This window comes from Pleurocapsa sp. FMAR1, from assembly GCF_963665995.1.
Lineage (GTDB): Bacteria > Cyanobacteriota > Cyanobacteriia > Cyanobacteriales > Xenococcaceae > Waterburya.
Map to the genome: position 1 here is coordinate 4276443 of NZ_OY762512.1, position 24564 is coordinate 4301006.

General features: G+C 41.1%; 22 protein-coding genes. 7 read left to right on the forward strand and 15 right to left on the reverse strand.

Translation table 11 applies throughout. The features are described from left to right. The 3 genes from SLP02_RS20840 to SLP02_RS20850 all read left to right on the forward strand — a co-directional run bounded on the left by SLP02_RS20840 (position 1) and on the right by SLP02_RS20850 (position 3903). Positions 1-375 carry a DUF2237 family protein gene (locus tag SLP02_RS20840; protein ID WP_319422639.1) on the forward strand — a complete coding sequence of 125 codons (375 nt, stop codon included), beginning with the start codon at positions 1-3 and terminating at the stop codon, positions 373-375. 593 nt (positions 376-968) lie between these two features. Further along, positions 969-2045 (forward strand): cache domain-containing protein, encoded by a 1077-nt coding sequence (locus SLP02_RS20845; RefSeq protein ID WP_319422640.1) that lies wholly within the window; start codon positions 969-971, stop codon positions 2043-2045. 400 nt (positions 2046-2445) lie between these two features. Then, positions 2446-3903 carry an ABC transporter substrate-binding protein gene (locus SLP02_RS20850; protein WP_319422641.1) on the forward strand — a complete coding sequence of 486 codons (1458 nt, stop codon included), beginning with the start codon at positions 2446-2448 and terminating at the stop codon, positions 3901-3903. 37 nt (positions 3904-3940) lie between these two features. On the opposite strand, the gene SLP02_RS20855 is transcribed toward SLP02_RS20850, so the two are convergent. Together SLP02_RS20855 and SLP02_RS20860 are read right to left on the reverse strand one after the other, a co-directional pair. After that, positions 3941-4954 (reverse strand): AEC family transporter, encoded by a 1014-nt coding sequence (locus SLP02_RS20855; protein ID WP_319422642.1) that lies wholly within the window; start codon positions 4952-4954, stop codon positions 3941-3943. A 156-nt stretch (positions 4955-5110) separates the two neighbouring features. Further along, the gene (locus SLP02_RS20860) at positions 5111-5395 is read right to left on the reverse strand and encodes a GlsB/YeaQ/YmgE family stress response membrane protein (RefSeq protein WP_319422643.1); all 285 of its coding nucleotides are present in this window, start codon (positions 5393-5395) and stop codon (positions 5111-5113) included. A 149-nt stretch (positions 5396-5544) separates the two neighbouring features. On the opposite strand from SLP02_RS20860, the gene SLP02_RS20865 reads away from it, so the two are divergent. Beyond that, positions 5545-5865, forward strand: coding sequence for an MliC family protein (locus tag SLP02_RS20865; RefSeq protein WP_319422644.1), 321 nt, complete (start codon positions 5545-5547; stop codon positions 5863-5865). Between the two features lie 179 nt (positions 5866-6044). Then, positions 6045-6266: a type II toxin-antitoxin system HicB family antitoxin gene (locus SLP02_RS20870; RefSeq protein ID WP_319422645.1), complete on the forward strand. Its 222-nt coding sequence runs from the start codon at positions 6045-6047 to the stop codon at positions 6264-6266. A gap of 20 nt (positions 6267-6286) precedes the next feature. On the opposite strand, the gene SLP02_RS20875 is transcribed toward SLP02_RS20870, so the two are convergent. Then, positions 6287-7471 (reverse strand): esterase-like activity of phytase family protein, encoded by a 1185-nt coding sequence (locus tag SLP02_RS20875; RefSeq protein WP_319422646.1) that lies wholly within the window; start codon positions 7469-7471, stop codon positions 6287-6289. 197 nt (positions 7472-7668) lie between these two features. Between SLP02_RS20875 and acnB the strand changes: the two genes are divergently transcribed. Continuing rightward, positions 7669-10266 (forward strand): bifunctional aconitate hydratase 2/2-methylisocitrate dehydratase, encoded by a 2598-nt coding sequence (acnB, locus tag SLP02_RS20880; RefSeq protein ID WP_319422647.1) that lies wholly within the window; start codon positions 7669-7671, stop codon positions 10264-10266. Between the two features lie 109 nt (positions 10267-10375). On the opposite strand, the gene SLP02_RS20885 is transcribed toward acnB, so the two are convergent. Next, entirely contained in the window at positions 10376-10792 is a 417-nt protein-coding gene (locus SLP02_RS20885) for a four helix bundle protein (RefSeq protein ID WP_319422648.1), read from the reverse strand. Positions 10793-11136: 344 nt separating this feature from the next. Here SLP02_RS20885 and groL point away from each other — a divergent pair, with 344 nt between their 5' ends. Beyond that, a complete protein-coding gene (groL, locus tag SLP02_RS20890) occupies positions 11137-12819 on the forward strand; it encodes a chaperonin GroEL (protein ID WP_319422649.1) in 1683 nt (560 codons plus the stop codon). Positions 12820-12965: 146 nt separating this feature from the next. On the opposite strand, the gene SLP02_RS20895 is transcribed toward groL, so the two are convergent. The 11 genes from SLP02_RS20895 to SLP02_RS20945 all read right to left on the reverse strand — a co-directional run bounded on the left by SLP02_RS20895 (position 12966) and on the right by SLP02_RS20945 (position 24518). Beyond that, positions 12966-13379: a hypothetical protein gene (locus SLP02_RS20895; protein WP_319422650.1), complete on the reverse strand. Its 414-nt coding sequence runs from the start codon at positions 13377-13379 to the stop codon at positions 12966-12968. 138 nt (positions 13380-13517) lie between these two features. Continuing rightward, the gene (locus SLP02_RS20900; RefSeq protein WP_319422651.1) at positions 13518-14213 is read right to left on the reverse strand and encodes an SOS response-associated peptidase; all 696 of its coding nucleotides are present in this window, start codon (positions 14211-14213) and stop codon (positions 13518-13520) included. Positions 14214-14688: 475 nt separating this feature from the next. After that, the gene (locus tag SLP02_RS20905; RefSeq protein WP_319422652.1) at positions 14689-14925 is read right to left on the reverse strand and encodes a type II toxin-antitoxin system HicB family antitoxin; all 237 of its coding nucleotides are present in this window, start codon (positions 14923-14925) and stop codon (positions 14689-14691) included. Between the two features lie 61 nt (positions 14926-14986). After that, positions 14987-17275 carry a xanthine dehydrogenase family protein molybdopterin-binding subunit gene (locus SLP02_RS20910; RefSeq protein ID WP_319422653.1) on the reverse strand — a complete coding sequence of 763 codons (2289 nt, stop codon included), beginning with the start codon at positions 17273-17275 and terminating at the stop codon, positions 14987-14989. Continuing rightward, the gene (locus SLP02_RS20915; protein WP_319422654.1) at positions 17275-18267 is read right to left on the reverse strand and encodes an FAD binding domain-containing protein; all 993 of its coding nucleotides are present in this window, start codon (positions 18265-18267) and stop codon (positions 17275-17277) included. Before SLP02_RS20915 ends, SLP02_RS20910 begins: the two co-directional genes overlap by 1 nt. Beyond that, positions 18264-18779 carry a (2Fe-2S)-binding protein gene (locus tag SLP02_RS20920; RefSeq protein WP_413467409.1) on the reverse strand — a complete coding sequence of 172 codons (516 nt, stop codon included), beginning with the start codon at positions 18777-18779 and terminating at the stop codon, positions 18264-18266. The genes SLP02_RS20915 and SLP02_RS20920 overlap by 4 nt, the downstream gene beginning before the upstream one ends. 104 nt (positions 18780-18883) lie before the next feature. Beyond that, the gene (locus SLP02_RS20925) at positions 18884-19783 is read right to left on the reverse strand and encodes an alpha/beta hydrolase family protein (protein ID WP_319422656.1); all 900 of its coding nucleotides are present in this window, start codon (positions 19781-19783) and stop codon (positions 18884-18886) included. 113 nt (positions 19784-19896) lie between these two features. Continuing rightward, positions 19897-20271 carry a hypothetical protein gene (locus SLP02_RS20930; RefSeq protein WP_319422657.1) on the reverse strand — a complete coding sequence of 125 codons (375 nt, stop codon included), beginning with the start codon at positions 20269-20271 and terminating at the stop codon, positions 19897-19899. A gap of 255 nt (positions 20272-20526) precedes the next feature. Next, a complete protein-coding gene (locus tag SLP02_RS20935; RefSeq protein WP_319422658.1) occupies positions 20527-22743 on the reverse strand; it encodes a xanthine dehydrogenase family protein molybdopterin-binding subunit in 2217 nt (738 codons plus the stop codon). A gap of 67 nt (positions 22744-22810) precedes the next feature. Next, complete coding sequence (locus SLP02_RS20940; protein ID WP_319422659.1) at positions 22811-23797, reverse strand: FAD binding domain-containing protein; 987 nt, start codon at positions 23795-23797, stop codon at positions 22811-22813. A gap of 73 nt (positions 23798-23870) precedes the next feature. Beyond that, positions 23871-24518 carry a 2Fe-2S iron-sulfur cluster-binding protein gene (locus SLP02_RS20945; RefSeq protein ID WP_319422660.1) on the reverse strand — a complete coding sequence of 216 codons (648 nt, stop codon included), beginning with the start codon at positions 24516-24518 and terminating at the stop codon, positions 23871-23873. Positions 24519-24564: the final 46 nt, after the last annotated feature.

The following is a 24564-nucleotide window of genomic DNA, read 5'->3' on the forward strand; positions in this document are numbered from 1 at the left end:
ATGACATCAGCTAAGAATGTTTTGGGTGGAGAACTTAAAGTTTGTTGCACATCGCCCATGACAGGATTTTATCGCACAGGAAAATGTGAAACAGGTCCTCAAGACCAAGGCGTTCACGTAATTTGCACCGAAGTTACCGCTAAGTTTTTGGCTTTTAGCAAAGAAAGAGGCAACGATCTTACTACTCCTATGCCAATGTATAATTTTCCAGGACTCAAACCAGGAGATTGCTGGTGTTTATGTGCATTGCGCTGGAAAGAGGCTTTAGATACGGGTTTTGCCCCACCAATTAACTTAGAAGCTACCCATGAGTCGATGCTAAATTATGTTCCCTTGGAAGTTCTCAAAGAGCATTCTATGAACTTAGCAAAATGAGCAAAAAAGGGCATTGCTAATTCTATGAGGTGACTTCACGTTATAGTGGCAATGCCAAGAAAGTAATCAAAGGAATCGAAGCAATACTTCTCGTTTAACGATTCAAGTTTATCGGTGACGATTAGGGTAAAGGGGAAGGGGTAAAGGATTGTTTTTTCCCTTTAACCCTTCTCGCGCATTCCCAAGTCCGCATGGCTTACCGTTTAGGAGTCCCCGTTGGTCATATAGTATTAATGATTTACTCGAAAAATCATGCTCATATAAGTAGATTTTTCAAACTATTGGCGATCGCTACCAAGATTTAATCCCTATGTTGTATTCTCTTCATTCACAACTATACAACTAGCATCGTCAAATTTCTGTCATCTAAACCAAGCTATAAATCTTATATAACAAGTTTGGCTAATTTTAATTTTAATGTCAGAAAAATTAACGCTAATTAACAAAAAAAGCTAGTACTTGTTTTTAGTCTTTTGACACGATATCTTAAATTAAACTCGCAAATTGTTACTTTTACACAAATCGATAAAGTGACAATTTAGTACTTTAATCTTGAATATTTACAATATATAGAACTAGATTTACTAAAGCCTATGTCTACTCAAGATCAGCCCCCCTTAAGAAGTATTGCTTTAGGTGAAAAGGTGGTTTGCCCTTGTTGTCTCTATATGTACAATTCCCTATCAGATAATCGCTGCCAAAAATGTGACCAAGTACTAACTGTAAGCGTAGAAGCGGTTGACTTAGAAGCATCTGGTGTCAAAAGAATAGTTAATGAAAAGCTTCCATACTTTAATCTCAAGAAAAATTTTCCAAATTCTACTCGGACAATTTTGACCCTTGCCATCCTCTCTGGTGCAATCTTGTTTTCTGGTGTTACTTACTACGTAGTGCAAAAAAATTCAGCACAGCAAGAATTAGCAGCAAGCCAAGCAGAAATAAAGACCAAAACAGTAATAGCTGCTCGTAATTTAGAGCAATTTGTTGGCACACAATACCTTCAGGTTCAAGAAATGGCTGCGAGTCCTTTCCTCACCAATCTTTCTGTTTGGTCGGCTTGGTCTATCGAGCGCAAGCAAGAGTATTTTCAGAAGAATTTTTTAGCGAATTCAGACGGTATGGATAGTTATGTAGTTATTGATGCTCAAACTGGAGACACAGTTTTTAGCGGTGGAACAGAAACTAACAACAGCAGCGATATAGATTACCACCAGCAAGTAGTCAAATTTAAAAAGCCAGTTATCATTCCTTACCAAAAATCGACCAAAACAGGAATTGCCTATATGTATATGGCAGCTCCTTCTTTTGATGAAAGAGGAAAACTGTTATTTGTCACTCAAACTCGAATCAGATTTGATAAGGTGCAAAAAAAAATCTCTGCTGATTTAAATGATTTAAGTTTGATTGTTGGTGATTCAGGTCAATCTCTTGGTTTTTTCCTCGTCAACGGAATTGGACGAATTATTGCTACTAAAAATATAGAAAACTTGAACCCGTATATCGATCGTTCTTTCTTTTTCTCTCGTATTCGGCGACAAAACAACTCATCATCTGTAGACTTAGAAACAATAGGTGGCTCATCTTATCTTGTGGCGTATGCACCAATTATAGAAACAAGAGGACTACCAGAATTGGGCTGGAGCTTAATTTTCACAGCTAAAGTAGATTAAATTTTATTTTAGCTGGGCGTGTCATCATTTGGGGGGAAAGATGCTTTTGAGAATATTTTAGCGAGATACAAGGAGAAAAATGTTCTGCATAGCAGGGCTACGGAGGTTATTTTTCGACGCAGTAGGTCGTTAAAATAGCGAAAAAAGTACTTTTTTTCTAATTGATGACACGCCCTGATAGCAATGGAAAAAGATTACCGAAACTTTTGACAAGCAGTCCATGTTTAATCTAGCGTCTAAAAATTTCCATTTATTTATGTTTGCTTTAAATCAAGATCTTGGCTTTCTGCCCTGCTTTCATCGATCGACTAGCTTCAGCATAATGGCAAAGTTGTCTTTTATATTAGACCTCTTGCATAAATAGGGAAGGAATGAGAAAAACTACTTCCGTATTATTATCATGAATAAAAAAAATCAAGTAATCACAATTTTCTCGATTCTTGTTATTATCTCATTGCCTATTTGGTTACTCATTCGTCCACAAATAGGCATATTTCAAAATCAAACCGATAGCAGCCAAAAGACAGCTTCCAGCGAAAATGGACAGGCAAACCAAAAACAAAGCAGTTTTAAAGCTGAAAATAGATTTAGTTCGGGGGAGAAAATTTTAATTGGTGCGGATAACAATCCTGATAAGCAGTTAGCAGCACAGATGTATGCAAAAAAAGATTTTGGTGAGGCAATAAGTAAATTTCAAAAATCTTTAGAAACTTATCCAAACGATCCAGAGGCATTGATTTATCTGAACAATTCTATTGCCGCAATCGATCCCAATGCAATAACAATTGGTGTAAGCGTACCAATTGGTGGAACTCTAGACGTTGCCAAGGAAATATTACGTGGAGTAGCTCAGGCACAAAACGAAATCAATTCCAAAAATGGCATCGCCAATAGTGGCAGGAACGATCTACTTCAAATCATTATTGCCAATGATGACAATGAACCTGAAGTTGCCAAGCAAATTGCTACTGAGTTTGTAGATAATACTCAAGTGGAGGCTGTGATCGGTCATAATTCTAGTAGTGCTTCGATCGCAGCAGCACCAATATATCAACAGGGTGGCTTGGTAATGATTTCTCCTACTAGCGTTGCCACAGAATTATCTCAGGCAGGAAACTATATATTCCGAACTACACCTACTACTAGAATATTGGCACAGACTCTGGCAGAATATACGATAGAGAAGCTGCATCGACAAAAGATAGCCGTTTGTTCTGATTCAGAAGATTCTGCCAGCAGTTCGTTTAGAGAGGACTTTTCTCTGTCTGTGTTTGAGTTGGATGGAGAAATTACTGCTACTGAGTGTGATTTTGGCAGTGATAATTTTAATGCTGATGAAATTCCTGGAAAAGCGATCGCTGATGGAGCAGAAGCTCTCTTACTTATTCCTTCGGTAGACAAAATTAATCAGGCTTTGCAAGTAGCTCAATCTAATCAAAATCGCTTGACTTTATTGGGTAATCATTCAATGTACGGCTACGAAACTTTAAAGGTTGGAGGCTCTGATACCAACGGCATGATTCTGCCTGTTGCTTGGCATCCTGATGCTACAGCCAATTCTTCGTTTAACATAGAGGCTGAGAGGCTTTGGGGTATGGCTGGAAGCTGGCGTACCGCTACAGCCTATGACGCGACGAAAGCTCTAATTGCTGGTTTGAGTCAAATCGATGATTCTAATCGTGTGACTGCTCGACAACAATTACAGAAAGTATTGACCGATTCAGGCTTTTCCGTTCCTGGAGTTTTGGGCGATATTACTTTTCAAAGCTCAGGCGATCGCTTAGTAAAAGGAGTTTTAGTCAAGATACAACCAGGCACATCCTCTGGTGCGGGATATGATTTCAAATACATTAATTAATATCTCTCAACCCAGTAACAAAACCGAAAAAGCAAAATCAGAAAACTTTCAGCCACCCAAAGAGAACTATCGGTAAAAATAGGGTACTCAATAAAATACCGCTAGCAGCCACATTCCGATTTAAATTATAGGCTTCTGCCAAAATAACGCTAGCAAATGCCGTAGGCATACCAGACATCAAAACTAATACTAAACGACCATCACCCTCAAAACCAAAAAAAGTTAATGCCAATCCAGTTATACCTGGCAAAACCAGCATTTTAATTAGCGTGGAAAAAACTCCCGTTTTCAAATTCTGCCATTGTTGGGACATACCCAACTGCATTCCAATTAAGATAAAAGCTCCAGGTAAGACGATCGTAGTTCCTAGGGAAATTCCTGTTTCAACCAAGTTAGTCAGAGTTAAGCCTTGGCTGAGATAGCCAAAGACAAAAGCCCATAGAGAAGGTAAAAGTACTATACTGCTCAATTGATTCAACCAGTTGCTTTGTTCTTTTAAGCAGCTATATCGATCTGCTACTAATACACCCAATCCATAGCTTCCTAAAACATTATGAGCAATTCCATATAAGACAATCCAACTCCAATAGCTTTGATCTACAAAATGTGGCACTAAAGCTAAACCAATGAAGCCTGTGTTACCCAAAATTGAGGTGATAATAAAACTTCCTCTTCCAGCATTGGTAAAAGGTAAGAAGTCTAGGCTAATTGCGCTATTAGAAGATGGAAAATATCTAGCTTCGATAGAATTTTGTGGATTATTTGACATAACCGACATATGGTAGCTATTGATATATCTTTTTTTGTGTATATGAAGAATCAGTAAGGTTAATGCCAAACCTAACAACAGAACGGTTACGGTAACAGTAATTGGCAGCCAAACGATCTTTTCAAAATTAGATTTTCGAGCTAGAGCAAAAATCTGTAATGGTACGCCAAGCCAATATAAAGTTTTTCCCAGAAGTTTTGGTACTCGATCGCCAACAATTTTCTTTCGGTAGATTAGGATTCCCAGAATAACCCACAATATGCTTTGTAATACAGTTACCACTTTTTCCCCGTAAAACTACATAGTCATCATCAAGTTAGTTTAACGAGTTCAGAGCAGAAAAAGGCAAAAAAATAAGCTGAAATTACCAATAAATTAGTAAATATTAAACTAGTAGCGATCGCCTGAATTTTTAATAAAATAATTAATCACTTCTACTTATCTTCTTCCTGAGATTGAGCGATTGATTAAACCTAAAATGCCTGCAAATATTATCGAACCGATAATTGACCAAACAATCGGAAAAGCTTGACCGCCAACGTCAACGGCAAACAGTATAGGCAAACTTAATTCTCTAGCTAGCCAAACTCCTAAATAAGCTCCAATAATGCCGACAAAAATTGAAGCAAGACAACCCCCTGCTGAATAACCAACTAGTGATTGCCCAATTGAGCCACAGATCGCAGCAACAAGCAATAAAATCAAAACTTCTGTTAATGTCATTGATAAATTGAGCCTCTTGACCTATGTTAATTTCTTTATACTACTTAAAATTTGTAGTTTAGTAATAATCATGACGTGATTATGCTCTACGTCTTAACAGCGCGATCTGCGATCGCAGTTGATTTAAAAAAGATTTGTATTTACTAAAAATGCTTCTTAATCTGAAAACTATTTTCTTGATTGTTCTTGCCTTAATCATTAGTTGCGACACATCGTTTAGCAAAGCATCCGCAGATAGGTCAGTTGAAGCTGCTCGAACTATAGTGTATGAATGTGATGAATATAAGTTTAGTACGCACACGAGTCCTGGCAAGGTGACACTGTATTTACCAGAGCTTACCGTTGTTTTAGACCAAATACGCGCAGCTTCTGGCGCAAAATATCAAAATAAAGATGTTCTATTTTGGAATAAAGACGACAGCGCATTGCTTAAGGTCAAAGACAAGACCTGGAATAGCTGCCATAGTTAGATCTTTAAAGGCGATCGCTTTTGTAAGCTGCAAATCGTCAAATGTAACGCACAGAGTCAATTTTGATAGCTGAGAGTGCCAAGGTTTAGAGGATTTTTGGGTATTTATTTAGAGTCAGGCTATAACAGAGACGTTAAACCATCTTAGCAATTGCTCATATTAATAGGAAATAAATAATAATGAACGATCTTTACTCGATAGTTATTCAGTGGTCTGAAAAAGATAACTGCTTTGTAGCAACTCTGCCTGAATGGGAAAATCGCCATGCTCAAGGAGAATCTTACGAGCAGGCTTTAGAAAATGCTCAAGAAGCTTTGCAGTTTTTAGTAGAGTTATCAAAATCCCAGGGAGAATCATTACCTGAGCCACAAAATTTTCAAGTAACCCCTGTAAGTAAATGATACTTTTGAACTCTATTGTTTTAATTTTCTACTAGGCGAAACAAAAATAACTGACTAATTTGTTGATCATTAAAATTATCATCACTGATCAAAAGTAAACTTTGACTACCATCAGGTAAACGAGGTCCAATAGTCATTCCTTCTAAGTTATCTAGCTCAATTTCTAAGTCTTCTAAATTAAACAATAGTTGCTTTTTTAAAGGTCTTGTTTGAGCTATATTACCTCTAAGACTGGCTATATTAGTCGTATCAGTGGCATCGCCGACTACTACCTGAAATATTTTTGCCCCAGCCCCAGTAAAGCCAAAGGTTCTTTCTAAACTGAAAAAATAGCCTTCGGTTTGTAGTGCTATTAGTTCTGTCAGCCCATTGGAAATAACTTCTGTTGGTGCGGGTTCAAGTAGATATAAATGTTCAGCCACCAAAACTGGATTGCCAATAGGATTGATGACATAGTGTAAAAAGCGAATTCTTGCCTGTTCTTCTTTTGCAAAAGATTTGTCTTGTAATAGGGCTGATTCTGTGGCGGTAAATAAACGAAAAGGATCTTGAGGTAAACCAACACTATTAATTGTCAAAGATTCAAATGCCAGATTCTCTTGTATTCCTTGAGGCTGTTCTGGTTCTTTTCCTGTCAAATAACGTTGTGGTATACGGACATTTGATATTTTTTTGCCCGTGTCTAAGGCAAATTCAGCAATAAAAGGCTCAATATTTTCAGTCGGATTGCCTTCACTGGAAATAAATACTGTATTTCTGGGAGAAAGAGCTAATCCTTCTGGATCGATACTACCTGCTTGATAGTTGCCCTGTTCATCTTGGAGAAAAGTAACATTTTCGGGCTGAAAACTAGCTATTTTAATCCCATCATTTGTCTGTTCAACCTTAAGCCTAAAGGTATAAAAACGGGCAGGGGCAAGTTGACTGCGATCGTCTGATAATACATAAAATTTATCCTGTTGACGCTCATAATTAATCGCCGATAGTCCACCAATCTTTGTCTCCTTGAATGTTGCTTTGGGTATTTGATAGTAATCGACAAATTCTAGGGAAAACTTACGAAACATCCTCTCGGTGGCACTTACTCTCTGGGGCAAACTACAGCTTGTCAGAGTAAAGAGGATATATACAGAGATAAGTAAATATTTGCTCGAAAATCTTTTAATGCGATCGCTAACAGTTCTTTCCTGGTCACTAACACTCACACTTTCACCTCATTAAGTAGCTTGTAAAATAATAATCTAGTTGCTTAAAAAAAGAGCGTGCAGTTAGTTCTGTAAAATCAATACAATAAATATAAATGTATTAATTTAAAAGTTCTCCCTATGAACAAAAGAATGAGGGAGATCGATGAGACAATAAATATTCTGCAATAAATCTACATATAGAAGAGGAGTACTAGATGTTAGAAGCATATAGAAAACACGCAGCCCAAAGAGCAGCCTTGGGCATTCCCGCATTACCTTTGACGGCTGGGCAAACTTCAGAATTGTGTGAATTACTCAAAAATCCTCCTGAATCAGAAAAAGAAGAACTGCTGGCATTGTTAAGGGAGAGAGTTCCCCCTGGTGTGGATGATGCAGCTTATGTGAAAGCTGGGTTTTTGACTGGTGTGGCTAAGGATGAAATTAAATGTCCCGTAATTTCGGCTACTGATGCAGTGCATTTGCTGGGGACGATGATTGGTGGCTATAACGTTCAGTCTTTGGTAGATTTATTAAAGTCTGATGATAGTGCGATCGCAACGGGCGCAACCAAGGCATTAAGCAAGACGCTATTAGTGTTTGATGCCTTTAACGATGTTTTAGAATTATCAGAAAGTAATGATTATGCCAAGCAGGTAATTGATTCCTGGGCAAACGCCGAGTGGTTTACTAATCGTCCAGAATTAGCCGAAGAGATTACCGTTACGGTCTTTAAAGTACCAGGAGAAACCAACACCGACGATTTATCTCCCGCACCCCACGCCACAACTCGTCCCGATATTCCCCTTCATGCTTTGGTAATGTTAGAGTCCAAGATGCCAGACGGGTTAGAAACTATTGCCAAGTTAAAAGAAAAAGGTCATCCTGTTGCTTATGTAGGTGATGTAGTTGGGACTGGTTCTTCTCGAAAATCAGCGATTAACTCTGTTTTATGGCATATTGGCGATGAAATTCCTTTTGTTCCCAACAAAAAAGCTGGTGGATACATCTTGGGAGATAAAATTGCACCCATCTTCTTTAATACCGCCGAAGACTCTGGGGCATTACCAATCGAGTGTGATGTTGCCCAGATGAATACAGGTGATGTAATAACTATTTATCCTTACAAAGGTGAAATTAAAAACGAATCTGACAAAGTTATTTCCAGCTTTAGCCTTAAACCCGACACTATTACAGATGAAGTCCGCGCAGGGGGACGAATTCCCTTACTCATTGGTCGGGCATTAACCGATAAAACTCGTGAAGCACTGGGCTTAGAAATTTCTACGGTATTTACTCGCCCATCTATGCCAAAAGATACAGGTAAAGGATTTACCTTGGCACAAAAAATGGTGGGTAAAGCCTGTAGTTTAGCAGGAGTTCGCCCTGGGACATCTTGCGAACCCATGATGACTACTGTTGGTTCTCAAGACACTACTGGACCAATGACAAGAGATGAATTAAAGGAATTAGCCTGTCTTGGTTTTAATGCGGATTTAACTCTACAAACCTTTTGCCATACCGCAGCTTATCCCAAGCCTGTAGACATCGAAACTCATAAAGATTTGCCTGATTTCTTCTCTACCCGTGGTGGGGTAGCCTTGCGCCCAGGAGATGGTATTATTCACTCCTGGTTAAACAGAATGCTATTACCCGACACCGTTGGTACTGGTGGTGACTCTCATACTCGTTTTCCTCTGGGTATCTCTTTTCCTGCGGGTTCTGGTTTGGTTGCTTTTGCCTCTGCCTTGGGTGTGATGCCTTTGGATATGCCTGAATCTGTTTTAGTTCGCTTTACTGGAGAATTGCAGCCAGGCATAACGCTCAGAGATATAGTTAATGCTATTCCTTGGGTCGCTATTCAACAGGGAAAACTTACTGTTTCCAAAGAGAACAAGCAGAATGTTTTCAACGGCAGAGTTATGGAAATGGAAGGCTTACCCGATCTTAAAGTAGAACAGGCTTTTGAACTTACTGATGCCACTGCTGAACGTTCTTGTTCTGGTAGCACTATCAAACTTAGCGAAGATACTGTAGCCGAATACTTGCGTTCTAACGTGGCGTTGCTCAAAAATATGGTTGCCCGTGGTTATAACGATGCTCGTACTCTGATGCGTCGCGTAGCCAAGATGGAACAGTGGTTAGCCAAACCTGAGTTAATGTCGGCTGACAAAGATGCAGAATATGCAGACACGATTGAAATCAACCTTAATGAAATAAAAGAACCCATTGTCGCTGCACCCAACGATCCTGACAACGTTAAATTGATGTCAGAATGTGCAGGAGACAAAGTAGACGAGGTGTTTATTGGTTCTTGCATGACTAACATTGGACACTACCGCGCTGCTGCCAAAATCTTAGAAGGTGCAGGAGTAGTCAAAGGACGCTTATGGGTTTGTCCTCCCACTCGCATGGATGAAAAACAACTCCGTGAAGAAGGAGTATATGGCGTGTTCGCTGCTGCTGGCGCACGTACCGAAATGCCTGGCTGTTCTCTTTGTATGGGTAATCAAGCCCGCGTCGAAGATAATGCTACTGTCTTCTCTACCTCCACCCGTAACTTCAATAACCGTATGGGCAAAGGCGCACAGGTTTACTTAGGTTCAGCCGAATTAGCTGCTGTCTGTGCTTTGTTGGGTAAAATTCCTACAGTAGAAGAATACATGGCAGTTGTAAAAGAAAAAATTGCTCCCTTTGAAAGCGATTTGTATCGTTATCTTAACTTCGATCAAATTAATAACTTTGAAGATGAAGGTAGAGTAATTTCAATTGAAGATATGCCTAAGATTGAGGATATTTTAGGAATGCCTGTTTAACCTCTTTGGGCCCCTCTCCTAATAGTAGGGCTGTTTCATTCTTGTTAAATAAAGAGAAATAGGGAGTTAGGGAAATAGGGGATTGGGGAAAAGAGAAAATACTAATAATTTAGTTCTTCTTTAATAACCATTTATCAGCACTATTCGTCATAACGACAATTAATCCTAAAATCTGATTATATTGGCTATAAAGTTCTCTTCCCTTATCTAAATCCAAGTATTGGCATTTAACCGCAAACTTCAGCCAGACTTGAGTTTCGGCTGCTTCAGCTTCGGCATCATTGAGTTTAGATAGAAAAGAACCTTTATAGCGTCTCCTACATGCGGGCAAGCCCTTTGTCCATGCTTCGGCTAAATTGGCACATACTGAACGAGAAGAACGTCGAATTTGATCGATTAGAGAATATTTCTCCCCTTTGGGGAAATTTTTAGATAGCTTAAATATTTCCATAGCAGCATCGAAAGCAATTTTATAGACTTCTAAATCTTCATGATTACTAATGAATCTTGGTTTATTTTGCTGCATTTTTATTTCCCTATTCCCCTATCTCCCCAATTCCCCATTATTTTAGAATAATTCTGAGAATGAAACAGCCCTACTCTCCTAATAGGGAGGGGTAATTTTTGCTCGACATAAAACTAAATATTCCTATTTATAGACATAAAAAATATAAGTCGAAGGGGTAATTATCACCCTTGACTTATATTTAATTTCGCCTAGCTGCTTATCTAGAAGTAACTGATTAATGTTTCGGTAATCACTACAAGACTATCTAATTCAAAAATTTAGATAATATAATCTGGCACTCGTCCTCGATGAGTGCTAAATTTGCAAATGAAATATGTAGCGGAATTAACGAATAAAATCCTATGGCGAAGATCGTTTCGTTTAATGAAGAGTCCAGACGAGCATTAGAGAAAGGAGTTAATGCCCTAGCTAATGCCGTTAAAATCACTCTAGGCCCCAAAGGTCGTAACGTTTTACTAGAAAAACAGTTTGGCGCGCCTCAAATTGTCAATGATGGAATTACCGTCGCCAAAGAAATTGAGTTAGAAGATCCTTTAGAAAATACTGGTGCAAGATTAATTCGAGAAGTTGCTTCCAAAACCAAAGATAATGCTGGTGATGGAACAACTACTGCTACCGTAATTGCCCAGGCATTAATCAAAGAAGGTTTAAAAAATGTTGCAGCAGGAGCTAATCCTGTTGCCCTGAGAAAAGGTCTTGATAAAGCTACAGCTTTCTTGATTAAAGAAATAGAGGCTGTAGCTAAACCAGTAGCAGGGGATGCGATCGCTCAAGTAGCTACAATATCTGCTGGAAATGATGAAGAAGTCGGTAAAATGATCGCCGAAGCCATGAACAAGGTGACAAAAGATGGTGTAATTACCGTAGAAGAATCTAACTCTCTAGCTACAGAACTAGATGTAGTAGAGGGGATGCAGATCGATCGCGGTTATATCTCTCCTTACTTTGTTACCGACCAAGAAAGACAGGTTGTGGAATTTGACGGTGCAGTCATCTTGATTACTGACAAAAAAATTAGCGCGATCGCCGATCTTGTTCCCATCTTAGAGAAAGTTGCTCGCGACAGCAAGCCTTTACTGATTATCGCCGAAGACATAGAAGGAGAAGCCCTGGCTACTTTAGTAGTCAACAAAGCTAGAGGCGTATTGAATGTGGCAGCGATTAAAGCTCCTGGTTTTGGCGATCGCCGTAAGCAAATGTTAGAAGATATTGCCGTACTAACTGGCGGACAGTTAATCTCAGAAGAGGTTGGTTTAAGTCTTGATAATGTTGACCTGGACATGATGGGTACAGCAGAAAAAATTACGATCACTAAAGAAGATACAACTATTGTTTCTGGCTCTGGTAATAGCGAAGACATCAAAAAACGAGTAGAACAATTACGCAAACAGTTAGCAGAAACTGATTCAGATTACGATTCTGAAAAACTACAGGAGCGCATCGCTAAATTAGCGGGTGGCGTTGCTGTAATCAAAGTTGGAGCAGCTACCGAGACTGAACTAAAAGACCGTAAACTACGCATTGAAGATGCACTCAACGCGACTAAAGCTGCGGTAGATGAAGGTATTGTTCCTGGTGGTGGCACAACTCTAATTCACCTAGCTAAAAAACTAGCTGGTTTTAAAGAGCAGCTACAGGATACTGAAGAGCAGGTAGCAGCAGACATTTTTGCTAAAGCTTTAGAAGCTCCTTTATCTCAGCTAGCCAGTAATGCAGGGGCTGAAGGTTCTGTAATCGTCGAAAAAGTTAGAGAGACTGACTTGAATATTGGTTACAATGCCTTGACTAACGAATTTGGCGACATGATTGCAGCAGGTATTATCGATCCTGCTAAGGTAGTTCGCTCGGCAGTACAAAATGCAGCCTCTATTGCGGGAATGGTTCTAACTACCGAAGCTTTAGTGGTAGAGAAACCCGAACCCGAAGCTGCTGCACCTGGTGGCATGGGTGGCATGGGTGGCATGGGCGGCATGGGCGGCATGGGCGGCATGGGCGGCATGGGCGGCATGGGCGGTATGATGTAGCCCTTGCTAGTTAAGCATCATTTTCTAGATCGTGATGCACCCAATAAAATAATTTGAAACTTAGAGGCAAATCTTTGATTAGGTTGCCTCTTTTTTTGTACAGTAACTGATTAACATTAATACTCGATTGCCGTTCTAGACTTGAATTATTTGTATTCAATAGAGATTAATCTTTCTGCTTTATAGTCTTCCCAGGTATAGGAAACAATTAGAACACCCATAATACCTGGCGCACCGTAGAATCCCAGTGAGCCACCATTGATAAAATACTCACGCGCTTCTTTTAGAGAATTTTCGTCTTGATAGCATAAAGCAATTTGTTTCCAGGCACTTCCTGCTTCTCCTTTCTCTGATGGATAGTGATAGATTTGATTTGAATTATCCGTGTCACAAATAACATCGTGAGTAGACTGAATCTGAGCTACTGCTTGAGAGATAGTTTCCGAGTCAGACATGGCGTTAGCAAGTGAATGGTCTGCTCTTGCTATGGTTTCTGAAGTTAACCAAATTCCTATTGTCATGCTAATGAAAGAGATGGCAGTTGTTAAACGTTTATTCATTTTCTTGAACAGCTTTTCTCTATAACCAGAAGAAAGGAAAGTAACAGTAAGTATAAAGGAGGAAGATCGCACTCAGGAATTTTAGGCATGGCAACATTATTGAGCAGTGCCTCTAGTTTGTCTCAAAAAAACTAAACGTCAATAAGAGTTAATTGGCTTGATGCAGTCAGGAGTATCATTTTTAGGACTGTTTACCTTCTTGCTTACTGGATATAGTTCCAGAGCAACTTTAGGTAAGGCATCAAGTAATTGTTTTCTGTCTAGCGAGACTTGCCCTTGCGCCTGGCGGCGACGCGGGCTTCCTCGCTCCAATTCACCTAACCACGAATCATAATCAGTTGGTTGAATAATCACTGGCATTCGATGATGCACCTTGGAGACTTCGATATTTGCTTCGGTGGTGATAATAGTGCAGCTTACAAGCTCATCTTCACCGTTGTTCCATGATTCCCATAATCCTGCTAGGGCAAACGGTTGATGGTCTTTGAGACGAAAAAAGTGAGGTTGCTTGTCTTTACTCCATTCATAAAATCCTGAAGTGGGAATTAAACAGGGGCGATGCTTAAATGCGCTTCTAAAGCTCGGTTTTTCTGCAACTGTCTCCACACGAGCATTAATTAGATTACTCTTCCAACTATCCAAGTCTTTAACCCAGCTAGGAATTAAACCCCATTTCATCATCAAAAGCGATCGCGCTGCTGATTTTTGTGCGATCGCTAATATTTGCTGAGACGGAGCGATGTTGTAACGAGGAGGAATAGTTTCGTTTACTTCCACCTCAAATTGTCGGGCAATCTCATCGGCTGTTGTATTTAAAGTAAATCGTCCACACATAGCTAATAAAAAGTAAATAACGACAGTGGTATTTAGTATAAAGATACTGTTAGCTTAATGAATCTAACGATTGGCTAGTGTTTAAGATTTTTGACTGAGAAAAAACTATTGATAACCAATAACTGTCTTAATGTTATCTATTCCTACATCTAAAGTGCGGAATGCATTCCCAAAGCAAGCTGTTCCAATTCCCAGGCTTTTAAGGCATCTAATACATTATGCTCAAAATCAACTAAAGCATCGGCAAGAGCGATCGCGTCTTCTGCTGCTTTTGATACACTAGCTGCTGTGTGTATCCACTCTGTTAAGGCATAAGCTTGAGATCTAGACTTTTTTTGTTGTAAAACCGATTGAATATTCTGCTCAACAATTGCTTCTAATTCTGGATTATCGATGAGCCGTTTGCTCCCCTTGAAGCTGTTTCCAGGCTGTAATAATATCTTGCAGTTCTTTCATAAGCTTTAACGTCGATAGTTTAGCGATAGGCATTTGTTACTTCAAAAGTAGTAACTATGCGAGGAGATGTTTTAAATGCTGGAAAATCTTCTAGATAAAGTTCTGTAGCTTCTTTCAAGTTAGCTAAAGCTTCTTCTAGGGTTTCCCCCTGGCTTGCCGTACCTACTTCAGGACACTCTGCTACATAAACGTCCTCTTCCCAATACAAGATAGCAGTTAGAGTTCTGGTCTTGTTGGCTATGTATTTTGCTGTCATAGAGGTTACTCAATTTTTATTTATTCATAGTTTAATCGAATCTCAAAACTCCCTACTTCTTTTACAGCAACTTATCTGGGGTAATCGGCAAATCGCGAACCCGCTTACCAGTAGCGTGATAGACTGCATTAGCAACGGCGGCTGCTACTCCAGTGGTGCTAATTTCACCTATGCCCCGCACGCCTAAAGGATTAAAGTGATAATCGGGCTTTTCGACAAAAATTGCTTCAATTTCGGGAATATCTGCCTGAATTGGTACGTGATAATCAGCTAAATTGTGAATAATTACCCGACCAGAATGGGGATCGAGCAGCGTTTCTTCCATCAATGCCATGCCGATGCCAAAAATCGTCCCGCCATAAATTTGACTGCGAGCGGTTTTTTGATTGAGTATCCGTCCCACATCAAAAGCCCCAACTATACGGCTAACTTTAACTTGATTACGACGGGGATTAATTCTAACTTCGACGAAATGCGCCCCAAAAGAATTAACAGCAAATTTATCCGCTCCGCCTTCATCTTCTACTACTCCAGGTTTGGTACGGGCTGCGATAGATTTATAACGCGCTCCTTTATCCTGGGGAGATACTTGCGCCTCTACGAATGGCAAATTATGACGTTGCAAAACTTCCTGATACGTTTCACCGATACTAGGAGACTCCGCCACAAAGATGCGTCCTTGTTCGGTGATAATGTTTTCTGCGGTGTAATTATAAAGTGGTGATTCGGAATCGGCGATCGCTAGTTCAATCAGCTTAAGACAAGCAGCCTCACAAGCCGAACGTACCGCAGGACTGACGCTGGCTGCGGTGGAAGAACCACCAGATACGGAAGCCTGGGGTAATTTGGTATCGCCCAATTCAAACTTAACTCGTTCTATGGGTAAACCTAGAGTATCGGCAGCAATTTGGGTCATAATTGTGTATGTCCCCGTACCGAGATCGTGAGTAGCACTACTAACCACTACTCGACCATTAGCCAGAATTTGGGCTTTAGCAGAGGCGGGAAAGCGATAGCCTGGATAGGTTGCTGTTGCCATCCCCCAACCAATCAAATCGTCTCCATCTCGCATCGAACCAGGACGAGGATCGCGATCTTGCCAACCAAAAGCATCGGCAGCGCGGTGATAGCACTCAATTAGATGTTTACTCGACCAAGGTTTATCGGACTGGGGATGTCGATCTGCATGATTAATAATACGAAACTCTACTGGATCGATACCTGCTTTATATGCTAGTTCGTCCATTGCCGATTCTAAAGCATAAGTACCCGATGTTTCGCCTGGACCTCTCATTGGCGTTGGCGTACCGATATTGACTCTAGCTATGTTATGTTTAACTTCCAAATTGGGACAGGCATAAAGTAAAGTGGTAGTCATGCCACAGGGTTCTGCATGGTCGCCGATAAATGAGGTTTCGGTATCGGTAAGATGGCGAATTGCAGTTAGTTTGCCCGTCTCGTCTGCTGCTAACGTCAGCTTTTGAATGGTGCGGGGGCGATGTCCGCAAGCAGAAAACATCTGCTGTCTGGTTAACATTAACCTGACAGGGCGATTGACTTGACGAGCTGCGATCGCAGCTAATAGAGGATGCGTCCAGAAATTTCCTTTGCAACCAAAACCACCACCGACAAAATGAGAAATCACCCGTACTTTTTCTTTAGGTAAGCCCAAGCCTTTGGCCAGCATTCCCCGCGTACCCATAACCCATTGAGTCGAATCATATACGGTCAATTCATCATCGTTCCATTCGGCGGTAGTTGCCGAAGTTTCCATCGGGTTGTGATGTTCTAAGGGAGTGGTATAGGTTTCTTCGATAGTGACTGATGCTTGTTGGAGTCCGCTTTTTATATCTCCCCGACTGGGCTGTAATCTTTCCCCCGCATCGTATTTTTCTGAATGTTCTATTGCTTGTTCCAGGTCAAATACGGGTTCTTCTGTTGCGTAAGTTATTTCAGTCAAAGAAGCAGCCAGTCTTGCTTGTTCATAGGTTTCGGCGATGACAATGCCAATATGTTGACCGTCAAAATAAACTTGGTCGCTTTGTAAGGGTAAAAGGTTTTCTCCTGCAAGACCACTAGCCATATCGCCACCTTCTAGAGAATTTAGCTTGGGTGCATTTTGATGAGTTAGAATTGCTAATACTCCTGGCAATTGTTCGGCGGTAGAAGTATCGATCACTTTAATTCTTCCTTTGGCGATGGTGCTTTGAATTAAATAGCCGTGAGTGATTCCTTCTAAGGGAAATTCAGCCGAGTAACAGGCTTCTCCCGTAACTTTGAGCCTTCCGTCTACCCGCGAGATATCTTTTCCCGTTACCTGTTGAATTTTAGTTTCTTGAGTGCTGGTCATTAATTTATCTCCATTGCTGAGGCGGTTAACAATGCTTGTACCAGTGTCGATTTAGCTAAATCGATTTTAAAACTGTTATAACGATAGGGTTGCGCTCCTTGTAATGCTGCTTCTGCTGCTGCTGTAAAGTTTTCTTCATTATTCACCGCGCCAAATAAAGCCGATTCGGCTTCAGGCGATCGCCAGGGTTTTGTGCCTACTCCTCCCAGGGCTACTCTGGCATTGACAATCTTGTCTCCCTCTATCTCTAAAGCTACTGCTGCTGAAACTAAAGCATAAGCATAAGAATGGCGATCGCGCACTTTTAAATAATGCGATCGCTTTGCCCAGGGTAAAGATGGTATTTCCACAGCTTCAATTAGTTCGCCATGTTCTAAGGCTGTTTCAATTTCTGGAGTATCTCCTGGAAGCAAATGAAAATCTTCAAAAGCAATACTTCTTGCTGACCCATTCGGTTTACGGGTTTGTACTACTGCACCTAAAGCTGCCAAAGCAACGCACATATCTGAGGGATGGGCAGCAATACAGCGATCGCTCGTACCAAAAATAGCGTGCATCCGATTGATTCCTTCGATAGCGGGACAACCAGAATTTGGCTGGCGTTTATTACAGGGATAAGAAACATCATGAAAATAAGAACAACGATTGCGCTGCATCAAATTTCCCCCTGTTGTCGCCATGTTGCGTAACTGAGGCGATGCCCCTGCTAAAATTGCTTGAGATAATACAGGATAGCGATCGCCTACTTGGGTATGATAAGCAACCTGAGAATTAGTAGTTGAGGCATCAAGACGCAACCCACCATCATCGTTAAATGTGATATTACCTGGAAGCTTGCGAATATCGATCAGGCGTTCGGGAGTTTCCACCCCTTCTTTCCACATATCCATAAAGTTAGTTCCCCCCGCAATAAACTTAGCCTGGGGGTTTTGAGCGACTTGAGTAATCGCGCTTGTGCGATCGCCTGCCCGTTCGTAAGTAAAGTGTTTCATACCGCTACCTCACTACTACCTTTTGCTTCTTTTATTGCCTCTAGGATGCCTAAATAAGCCCCGCAGCGACAAATATTACCGCTCATCAACTCGCAAATTTCCGCATCAGTTTGAGCCTGTCCTTCAGCAATCAAACCTACAGCAGACATAATCTGTCCTGGGGTACAGTAACCGCATTGAAACCCATCATGTTTAATAAAAGCTTCCTGTACGGGATGCAGCTTATTATCTTTTGCCAGACCCTCAATAGTAATAATTTCTTCGTCTTCGTGTGCTGCTGCTAGGGAGAGACAAGAAATCACCCGTTCCCCTTCTACTAAAACCGTACAAGCACCACATTGTCCGTGGTCACAACCTTTTTTACTACCCGTCAAGCCCAAATATTCCCGCAGGGTATCGAGTAAAGTTACGCAGGGTTCGAGTTGCAGTTCATGTTTCTCCCCATTAATATTTAACTTCACCGCGATCGTATTAGAACCTACAGAAGCCGTTTGCCTCTCTTGTAGTGGCATTTGGTCGAGTATTGAGAAGTGCCGATCTGAGTTAGAATCGCTCATACTTATTTCTTTCCTTTACTCTAAACTTGTCTTGCTGTCACTTTACAACAATTTGCCAATCAAAATTGTCTCAAATATTGGCTGAACCACCTTGCAACTACCTGCTGAAGTTCGATTAGATCCTGGTGCATCTGGGGATTGTTTTCAGCAGCTTCAAAGTCTAGACGATGCTTCAGATGTTCAAATGTTTTTAAGGATAGAAGCTCTGGTTGTTTTGCTCGTTCGTACTGGGTTTTTAAAGCAGCATATAAGGTTTTTGCCTCCTCCAGAGTCCTAATTTCATCTTGGACACCATGGGCTAATAAAATTGCAGGTATGGGTTTACGCTGGACAATTTCGGCAGCACGTTCTACAAAGTCTAAGCGTTGTTGAGCCGAACGCGACGCTTCAGTCCAGTTATATTGTTTATGTCGCTCTTCAATCCAAGAATATTGTTCTTTTAAGGTTTGATAATTTTGCTGCGTTGTACGCTCAACCATATCTATACCTGATGTCATATCTTTGGTAACACCTATTAGGACAGCAGCACTAATGTTCACTGAACTTTCAATTAAAGTAAGTAAACTTGTAATACCACCTGCTGAAAAACCAAATAGTCCAATTCCCAACTGCGGATCGATTCCCAATTCTGCTTGCAATTGGCTGACAATTTCGGGTAGTTTTTGTAGGGCTGGTTCAATTGTAGGTAGCAGCAGTTGTAAAAGATAATCTTCTAACCGTCGCTGCGTTAATTCCTCTATATTGCCTGCTTTCATTAAGTGTCCAAATAACGGCAACTCAGGATAAGCTTTCCAAGCCTGTACTTCTTTTAATGGCATGGTTTTTGCCAACATTGCTTCACTGCTTGGTGTGTCAAAACCATGCCAAAGGATAATCAACGGCGCAGGACTATCCTGGTTAGGAGGAGGACTTACAATAACAGGAATGCCAGCTATGTTCAATGATTTGATGTTGGACATAATTACCTTTATTGATTAAGAATCCCTATCATTATGGCTAATTTTTATAGCAACTTATCTGGGGTAATAAAATCTCGAACTCGCTTACCCCTTGAAAGATAAAGCTTAAAGCTTTATCTTTCCACGCCAATTAAACGATTCCAAATTAGATAGCCTACTCTGTCTTTGGGTACGATTAAGCTATTATCATCAACTGACATATCTCCCACCCCCGTAAATTCCTCGCGGTTAGGATCGTTAAGATTGATATAGGTTGCACCCTGTTGAAGACGAGTACCTGATTTTAAAATGGGAATTTGTTTTAACTCATCATTACTAAAGTCTTCTAATTGCTGTAACTTATCTATGTCTTTAGCCGTGCGTTCAAATCTTCCTGGTTGGTTGGCTTCTGGACCAGTATTTTGACCAGCCATTGGATTAGGATTGAGATCTTGATCGAATTCGTCTCGATCGCGATTTATAGAGTTGGGTTGTTCTTGATTAGGCATACTATTAAAACTCTGAAAAATTCTTTTGGTAAATTGAAGTTGTTGACCACAACAGAAAAAATTTGCTTTTTTAAAGCCACTGTTATGACAACGCCTCTTATTTATTAACAAGAAAAGGTAGGCACAGACCTCTATCTAACGAAATAAACAATTGAAACAAAGTTATATGAGCGTGGGCTAGGCGGAATCAAGTTCCGCATCTAGAACCATGCTGTTGTCGGACGCAGCGGAGTATTCTCTAACTATCTTGTCACTTTACAATAATTTATCTAGCGTAATTGGTAAATCGCGAACCCGTTTACCTGTAGCATGATAAACTGCATTAGCAACTGCTGCTGCTACACCAACTATGGCTATTTCACCGATTCCCCTAGCACCAAGCGGATTGGCATGATAATCTGGTTCTCCACAAAAGATTGCTTCAATTTCGGGAATGTCGGCATTGACTGGTACAAGGTATTCTCCTAAGTTAGCGTTGAGATAGTTGCCATAACGCGAATCGAGGTAAGTATGCTCCTGTAGTGCCATGCCGATACCGCCGACAACCCCACCGATAGTCTGAGACTTTGCTGTTTTAGGGTTAATAATGCGTCCCACATCTACAGCAGAAACTACCCGCGCTACGTTAATATCTCCCAGTAGTTCATCTACCCGCACCTCTACAAAAGTCGCCCCAAAGGAGTGCATTGAAAATTTTTCTTTTTCCGAACCTGGTTCTGATGTCGCCTCGGCTTTAATAGATTCCTGGTTAGCTTGGGCAAGAATTTCAGCATAGCTTAAGCTTTGGGATGGGTTTTGCTGGTCAAATATTTTTCCATCTTCCACTTTTAAGTCGTCTTGTTTAGTTCTAGCCAGAGGAGAATCTATCTGTTTAACTAATGCTAAAGCCTGCGATCGCGCTTTTTCACAAGCAGCCTTAACCGCAGAACCTACTGAGGCTACCGTCGTCGAACCACCGTGTGCTGGGGCGAAAGGAAAGCTAGAATCACCCAACTCAAAAGTAATGCGATCGCTTGGTATGCCCAAAGATTCGGAGGCAATTATAGTCATGGTAGTGTAAGTTCCAGGACCCATATCGGATGCAGCACTCTGTACCACTGCTGTACCGTCTTGTAAAATGCGGGCTTTGGCAGTTGCTTCTCTACGTATCATCGGATAAGTACCCGTTGCCATCCCGTAACCGATAAGTATTCCGTTTTCACTCATCGATCGCGGTTGGGGGTTGCGTTGACTCCACCCCATAGCTTCTGCCCCCTGTTTGTAGCATTCTCTTAAAGCTTTTGACGACCAGGGCAAATTTGATTCTGGATCTTGTTCGGCATAGTTAATCTGTCTCAACTCTAAAGGATCGATTCCCAGTTCGTAAGATAGTTCATCAAGTGCCGACTCTAAAGCATAAACTCCCTGTGCTTCTCCTGGCGCACGCATAAAGGTAGGTGTAGAAATATCTAGCTTTGCCAGTCTGTATTTGGTTTGTACGTTAGGACAGGCATGAAGAAAACGAGAAGCATTAAGTACTTTCTCGGTATAGGTTTCAAATTGTGCAGCTTCTGCTGTCGCCTCGTGAATAATTGAGGTTAGAGTACCATCTTTGTTTGCACCCATCGCAATCCTTTGAGTAGTATAAGGACGATGCCCCGTCATACTAAACATTTGCTTGCGGGACAAAACCAGCTTGACAGGACGATTTACAACTTTAGCAGCAATAGGTGCGATCATAGTTTGCTGCCAAATACGCCCTGCACAGCCAAAAGCACCACCGACAAAAGGTGAAATAACTTCCACGTTTGCTTCGGGAATACCAAATACAGAACCCAGATGTTGCTGTACGCTTTTTACCCACTGAGTTTTATCGTAGAGTTTTAAATTGTCCTTTGACCAAATAGCGATCGTGGCATGGGGTTCGATGGGATTATGATGTTCGGTGGGAACTTTATAATTAACGTCAATACTTATTTCGGCATTTGCTAATGCTGCCTCTGGGTTACCACGAGACTGGTCGGGTCGATCGGCAGGCGTAATTAATTGACCTGCTTGTTCGGCTTTTTCCACACTGACGCTATGTTCTTCTTCTCGATACTCAACTTGAATCAAAGATGCTGCTTGTTCTGCCTGTTCCAAAGTCTCGGCGACAGTAACCGCTACAGGCTGTCCGTAAAAATGAATGCGATCTGTATAGAGAGTCTGGGGATATTCTGATCCTGGTGGGGCGACAGTAAATTGCTGTTCTTGGGGAATTGGTTTAAAAGGCAGTTGAGGCGCATTGTGATGCGTAATTATCGCTATTACTCCTGGAACTGCCTGGGCCTCTCTGGTATCAATATTGGCAATACTTCCTTTAGCAACGGTACTAGTAGTTATTACCCCATGAGTGACATTCTCAACGGGAAATTCCGCAGCATATTTGGCACCCCCTGTAGTTTTGAGTTTTCCCGTAACTCTTTTTTTAGCTTGTCCGATAACCTGATTCATGATTTGTAGGTAATTATATTTAACAAATTAATAGAGAAAAAAATGTCGATGTTTTACTCACTACTTCCTAAGCCGAAGCTGCAACAGTAGATAATGCCCTTACAATCGCTCGTTTACCCAACTCAACCTTAAAAGCGTTGTGTTCGTAGGTTTGCGCCCCTGCTAAAGCGATTTCAGCAGCTTGTCTAAAAGTATTTTCATTTGCTGGTTTACCTACCAACATCTCTTCCGCTTCAAAAGCCCGCCAGGGTTTATGCGCCACGCCACCCATTGCAACTCTGACATCTTGAATAAGATTATCTTGGATATTTAAAGCAGCAGCTACAGAAACTAAAGCAAAAGCATAGGAATTGCGATCGCGCACTTTTAGGTAATACGACTTATTGCTAAAGTCCGAAGCGGGTAAATCCACCGCCGTAATTAATTCCCCTGGCTGCAAGTTGGTTTCGATTTGGGGTGTATCTCCTGGTAGACGATGAAAATCGGCGATCGCTATTTCTCTTTCCCCATTGCTTCCCTGTACCCGCACCACCGCATCTAAAGCTGCCAACGCCACGCACATATCAGAAGGATGAGTTGCAATACACTGTTCGCTTGTTCCTAAAATAGCGTGAATGCGATTGTAACCTTCAATGGCTGCACAACCCGAACCAGGATCGCGTTTGTTGCAAGGCATAGAGGTATCGGTAAAATAGTAACAGCGAGTACGCTGCATCAAGTTTCCCCCCACTGTAGCCATATTACGCAACTGAGGCGATGCCCCTGCCAAAAAAGCTTGAGACAATACAGGATAGCGTTGGCGAATTAAAGGATGATTTGCAGTATCGCTATTACGCGCCATTGCGCCGATTCTCACACCACCGTCGGGCAATTCTTCAATCTCAGCCAAAGACAATTTAGTGACATCGACCAAATGGTCTGGCTGTTCGACACCATCCTTCATCAGATCGATCAAATTTGTCCCCCCACCGAGAAACTTTGCCTGTTCGATGCTATTAATCGCCAATACCGCTTCGTCTGTGCTGCTAGCGCGAGTATAATCAAAAGTTTTCATATTATTAAATCTATGTTTGCTCTCTCAAAGTCCTATTCGGTAATTAGCTCTATTTACTTTCTACTTTAAAAACTTACGCCTGTTCGTAAACCTCTCTAACCGAAGCAACAATACCAGGATAAGCACCACAACGGCAGAGATTACCGCTCATACGCTCTTTTATTTCCGCATCGGTTAATTCAATCGGTGCATCAAGATTGCTGATATCTGCGGTAACAATACTTGCTTCTCCTGCTGCGACTTCATCTAACATTGCTACGGCAGAACAAATTTGACCAGAGGTACAGTAACCGCATTGAAAACCATCGTTGTTGATAAATGCTGCCTGTATTGGGCTTAACTCGTCGCCATTAGCTATGCCTTCAATCGTCGTAATTTCTGCATCTTGATACTGAACTGCCAAAGCTAAACAAGAATTGATACGTACTCCGTCAACCAATACCGTACAAGCTCCACATTGTCCATGATTACAGCCTTTTTTTGTCCCCGTCAGCCCGACTCTCTCTCGCAGTACATCGAGCAAAGTTACCCTGGGTTCGATATTCACGGTTTGCTCAACACCATTAATCTTAAAAGCAACTTCTGCGCCTTTTGTAGTTAAAGTAGGTGTTGGTTGGGTTGGTTGTGATGTGGCAGTTTTAAACCAGTCTCCAATCACAGTAAATACGGTGCTGAAAAACATTAATTGACCGAAACTTCGTCTTTTGAATTTAATTCTCATTGAGTTTTCTAAATTGGGGTGGATATAAGAGTTTCGTATAAAGTGC

Bases quoted from the DNA above. Each gene is read 5' to 3' on its own strand.
- SLP02_RS20945 (WP_319422660.1), bottom strand. From the start codon at position 24,518: ATGAGAATTAAATTCAAAAGACGAAGTTTCGGTCAATTAATGTTTTTC.
- acnB (WP_319422647.1), top strand. From the start codon at position 7,669: ATGTTAGAAGCATATAGAAAACACGCAGCCCAAAGAGCAGCCTTGGGC.
- SLP02_RS20885 (WP_319422648.1), bottom strand. From the start codon at position 10,792: ATGCAGCAAAATAAACCAAGATTCATTAGTAATCATGAAGATTTAGAA.
- groL (WP_319422649.1), top strand. From the start codon at position 11,137: ATGGCGAAGATCGTTTCGTTTAATGAAGAGTCCAGACGAGCATTAGAG.
- SLP02_RS20860 (WP_319422643.1), bottom strand. From the start codon at position 5,395: ATGACATTAACAGAAGTTTTGATTTTATTGCTTGTTGCTGCGATCTGT.
- SLP02_RS20925 (WP_319422656.1), bottom strand. From the start codon at position 19,783: ATGTCCAACATCAAATCATTGAACATAGCTGGCATTCCTGTTATTGTA.
- SLP02_RS20870 (WP_319422645.1), top strand. From the start codon at position 6,045: ATGAACGATCTTTACTCGATAGTTATTCAGTGGTCTGAAAAAGATAAC.
- SLP02_RS20840 (WP_319422639.1), top strand. From the start codon at position 1: ATGACATCAGCTAAGAATGTTTTGGGTGGAGAACTTAAAGTTTGTTGC.
- SLP02_RS20930 (WP_319422657.1), bottom strand. From the start codon at position 20,271: ATGCCTAATCAAGAACAACCCAACTCTATAAATCGCGATCGAGACGAA.
- SLP02_RS20865 (WP_319422644.1), top strand. From the start codon at position 5,545: ATGCTTCTTAATCTGAAAACTATTTTCTTGATTGTTCTTGCCTTAATC.
- SLP02_RS20920 (WP_413467409.1), bottom strand. From the start codon at position 18,779: ATGCCACTACAAGAGAGGCAAACGGCTTCTGTAGGTTCTAATACGATC.
- SLP02_RS20845 (WP_319422640.1), top strand. From the start codon at position 969: ATGTCTACTCAAGATCAGCCCCCCTTAAGAAGTATTGCTTTAGGTGAA.
- SLP02_RS20940 (WP_319422659.1), bottom strand. From the start codon at position 23,797: ATGAAAACTTTTGATTATACTCGCGCTAGCAGCACAGACGAAGCGGTA.
- SLP02_RS20935 (WP_319422658.1), bottom strand. From the start codon at position 22,743: ATGAATCAGGTTATCGGACAAGCTAAAAAAAGAGTTACGGGAAAACTC.
- SLP02_RS20905 (WP_319422652.1), bottom strand. From the start codon at position 14,925: ATGACAGCAAAATACATAGCCAACAAGACCAGAACTCTAACTGCTATC.
- SLP02_RS20915 (WP_319422654.1), bottom strand. From the start codon at position 18,267: ATGAAACACTTTACTTACGAACGGGCAGGCGATCGCACAAGCGCGATT.
- SLP02_RS20900 (WP_319422651.1), bottom strand. From the start codon at position 14,213: ATGTGTGGACGATTTACTTTAAATACAACAGCCGATGAGATTGCCCGA.
- SLP02_RS20910 (WP_319422653.1), bottom strand. From the start codon at position 17,275: ATGACCAGCACTCAAGAAACTAAAATTCAACAGGTAACGGGAAAAGAT.
- SLP02_RS20850 (WP_319422641.1), top strand. From the start codon at position 2,446: ATGAATAAAAAAAATCAAGTAATCACAATTTTCTCGATTCTTGTTATT.
- SLP02_RS20895 (WP_319422650.1), bottom strand. From the start codon at position 13,379: ATGAATAAACGTTTAACAACTGCCATCTCTTTCATTAGCATGACAATA.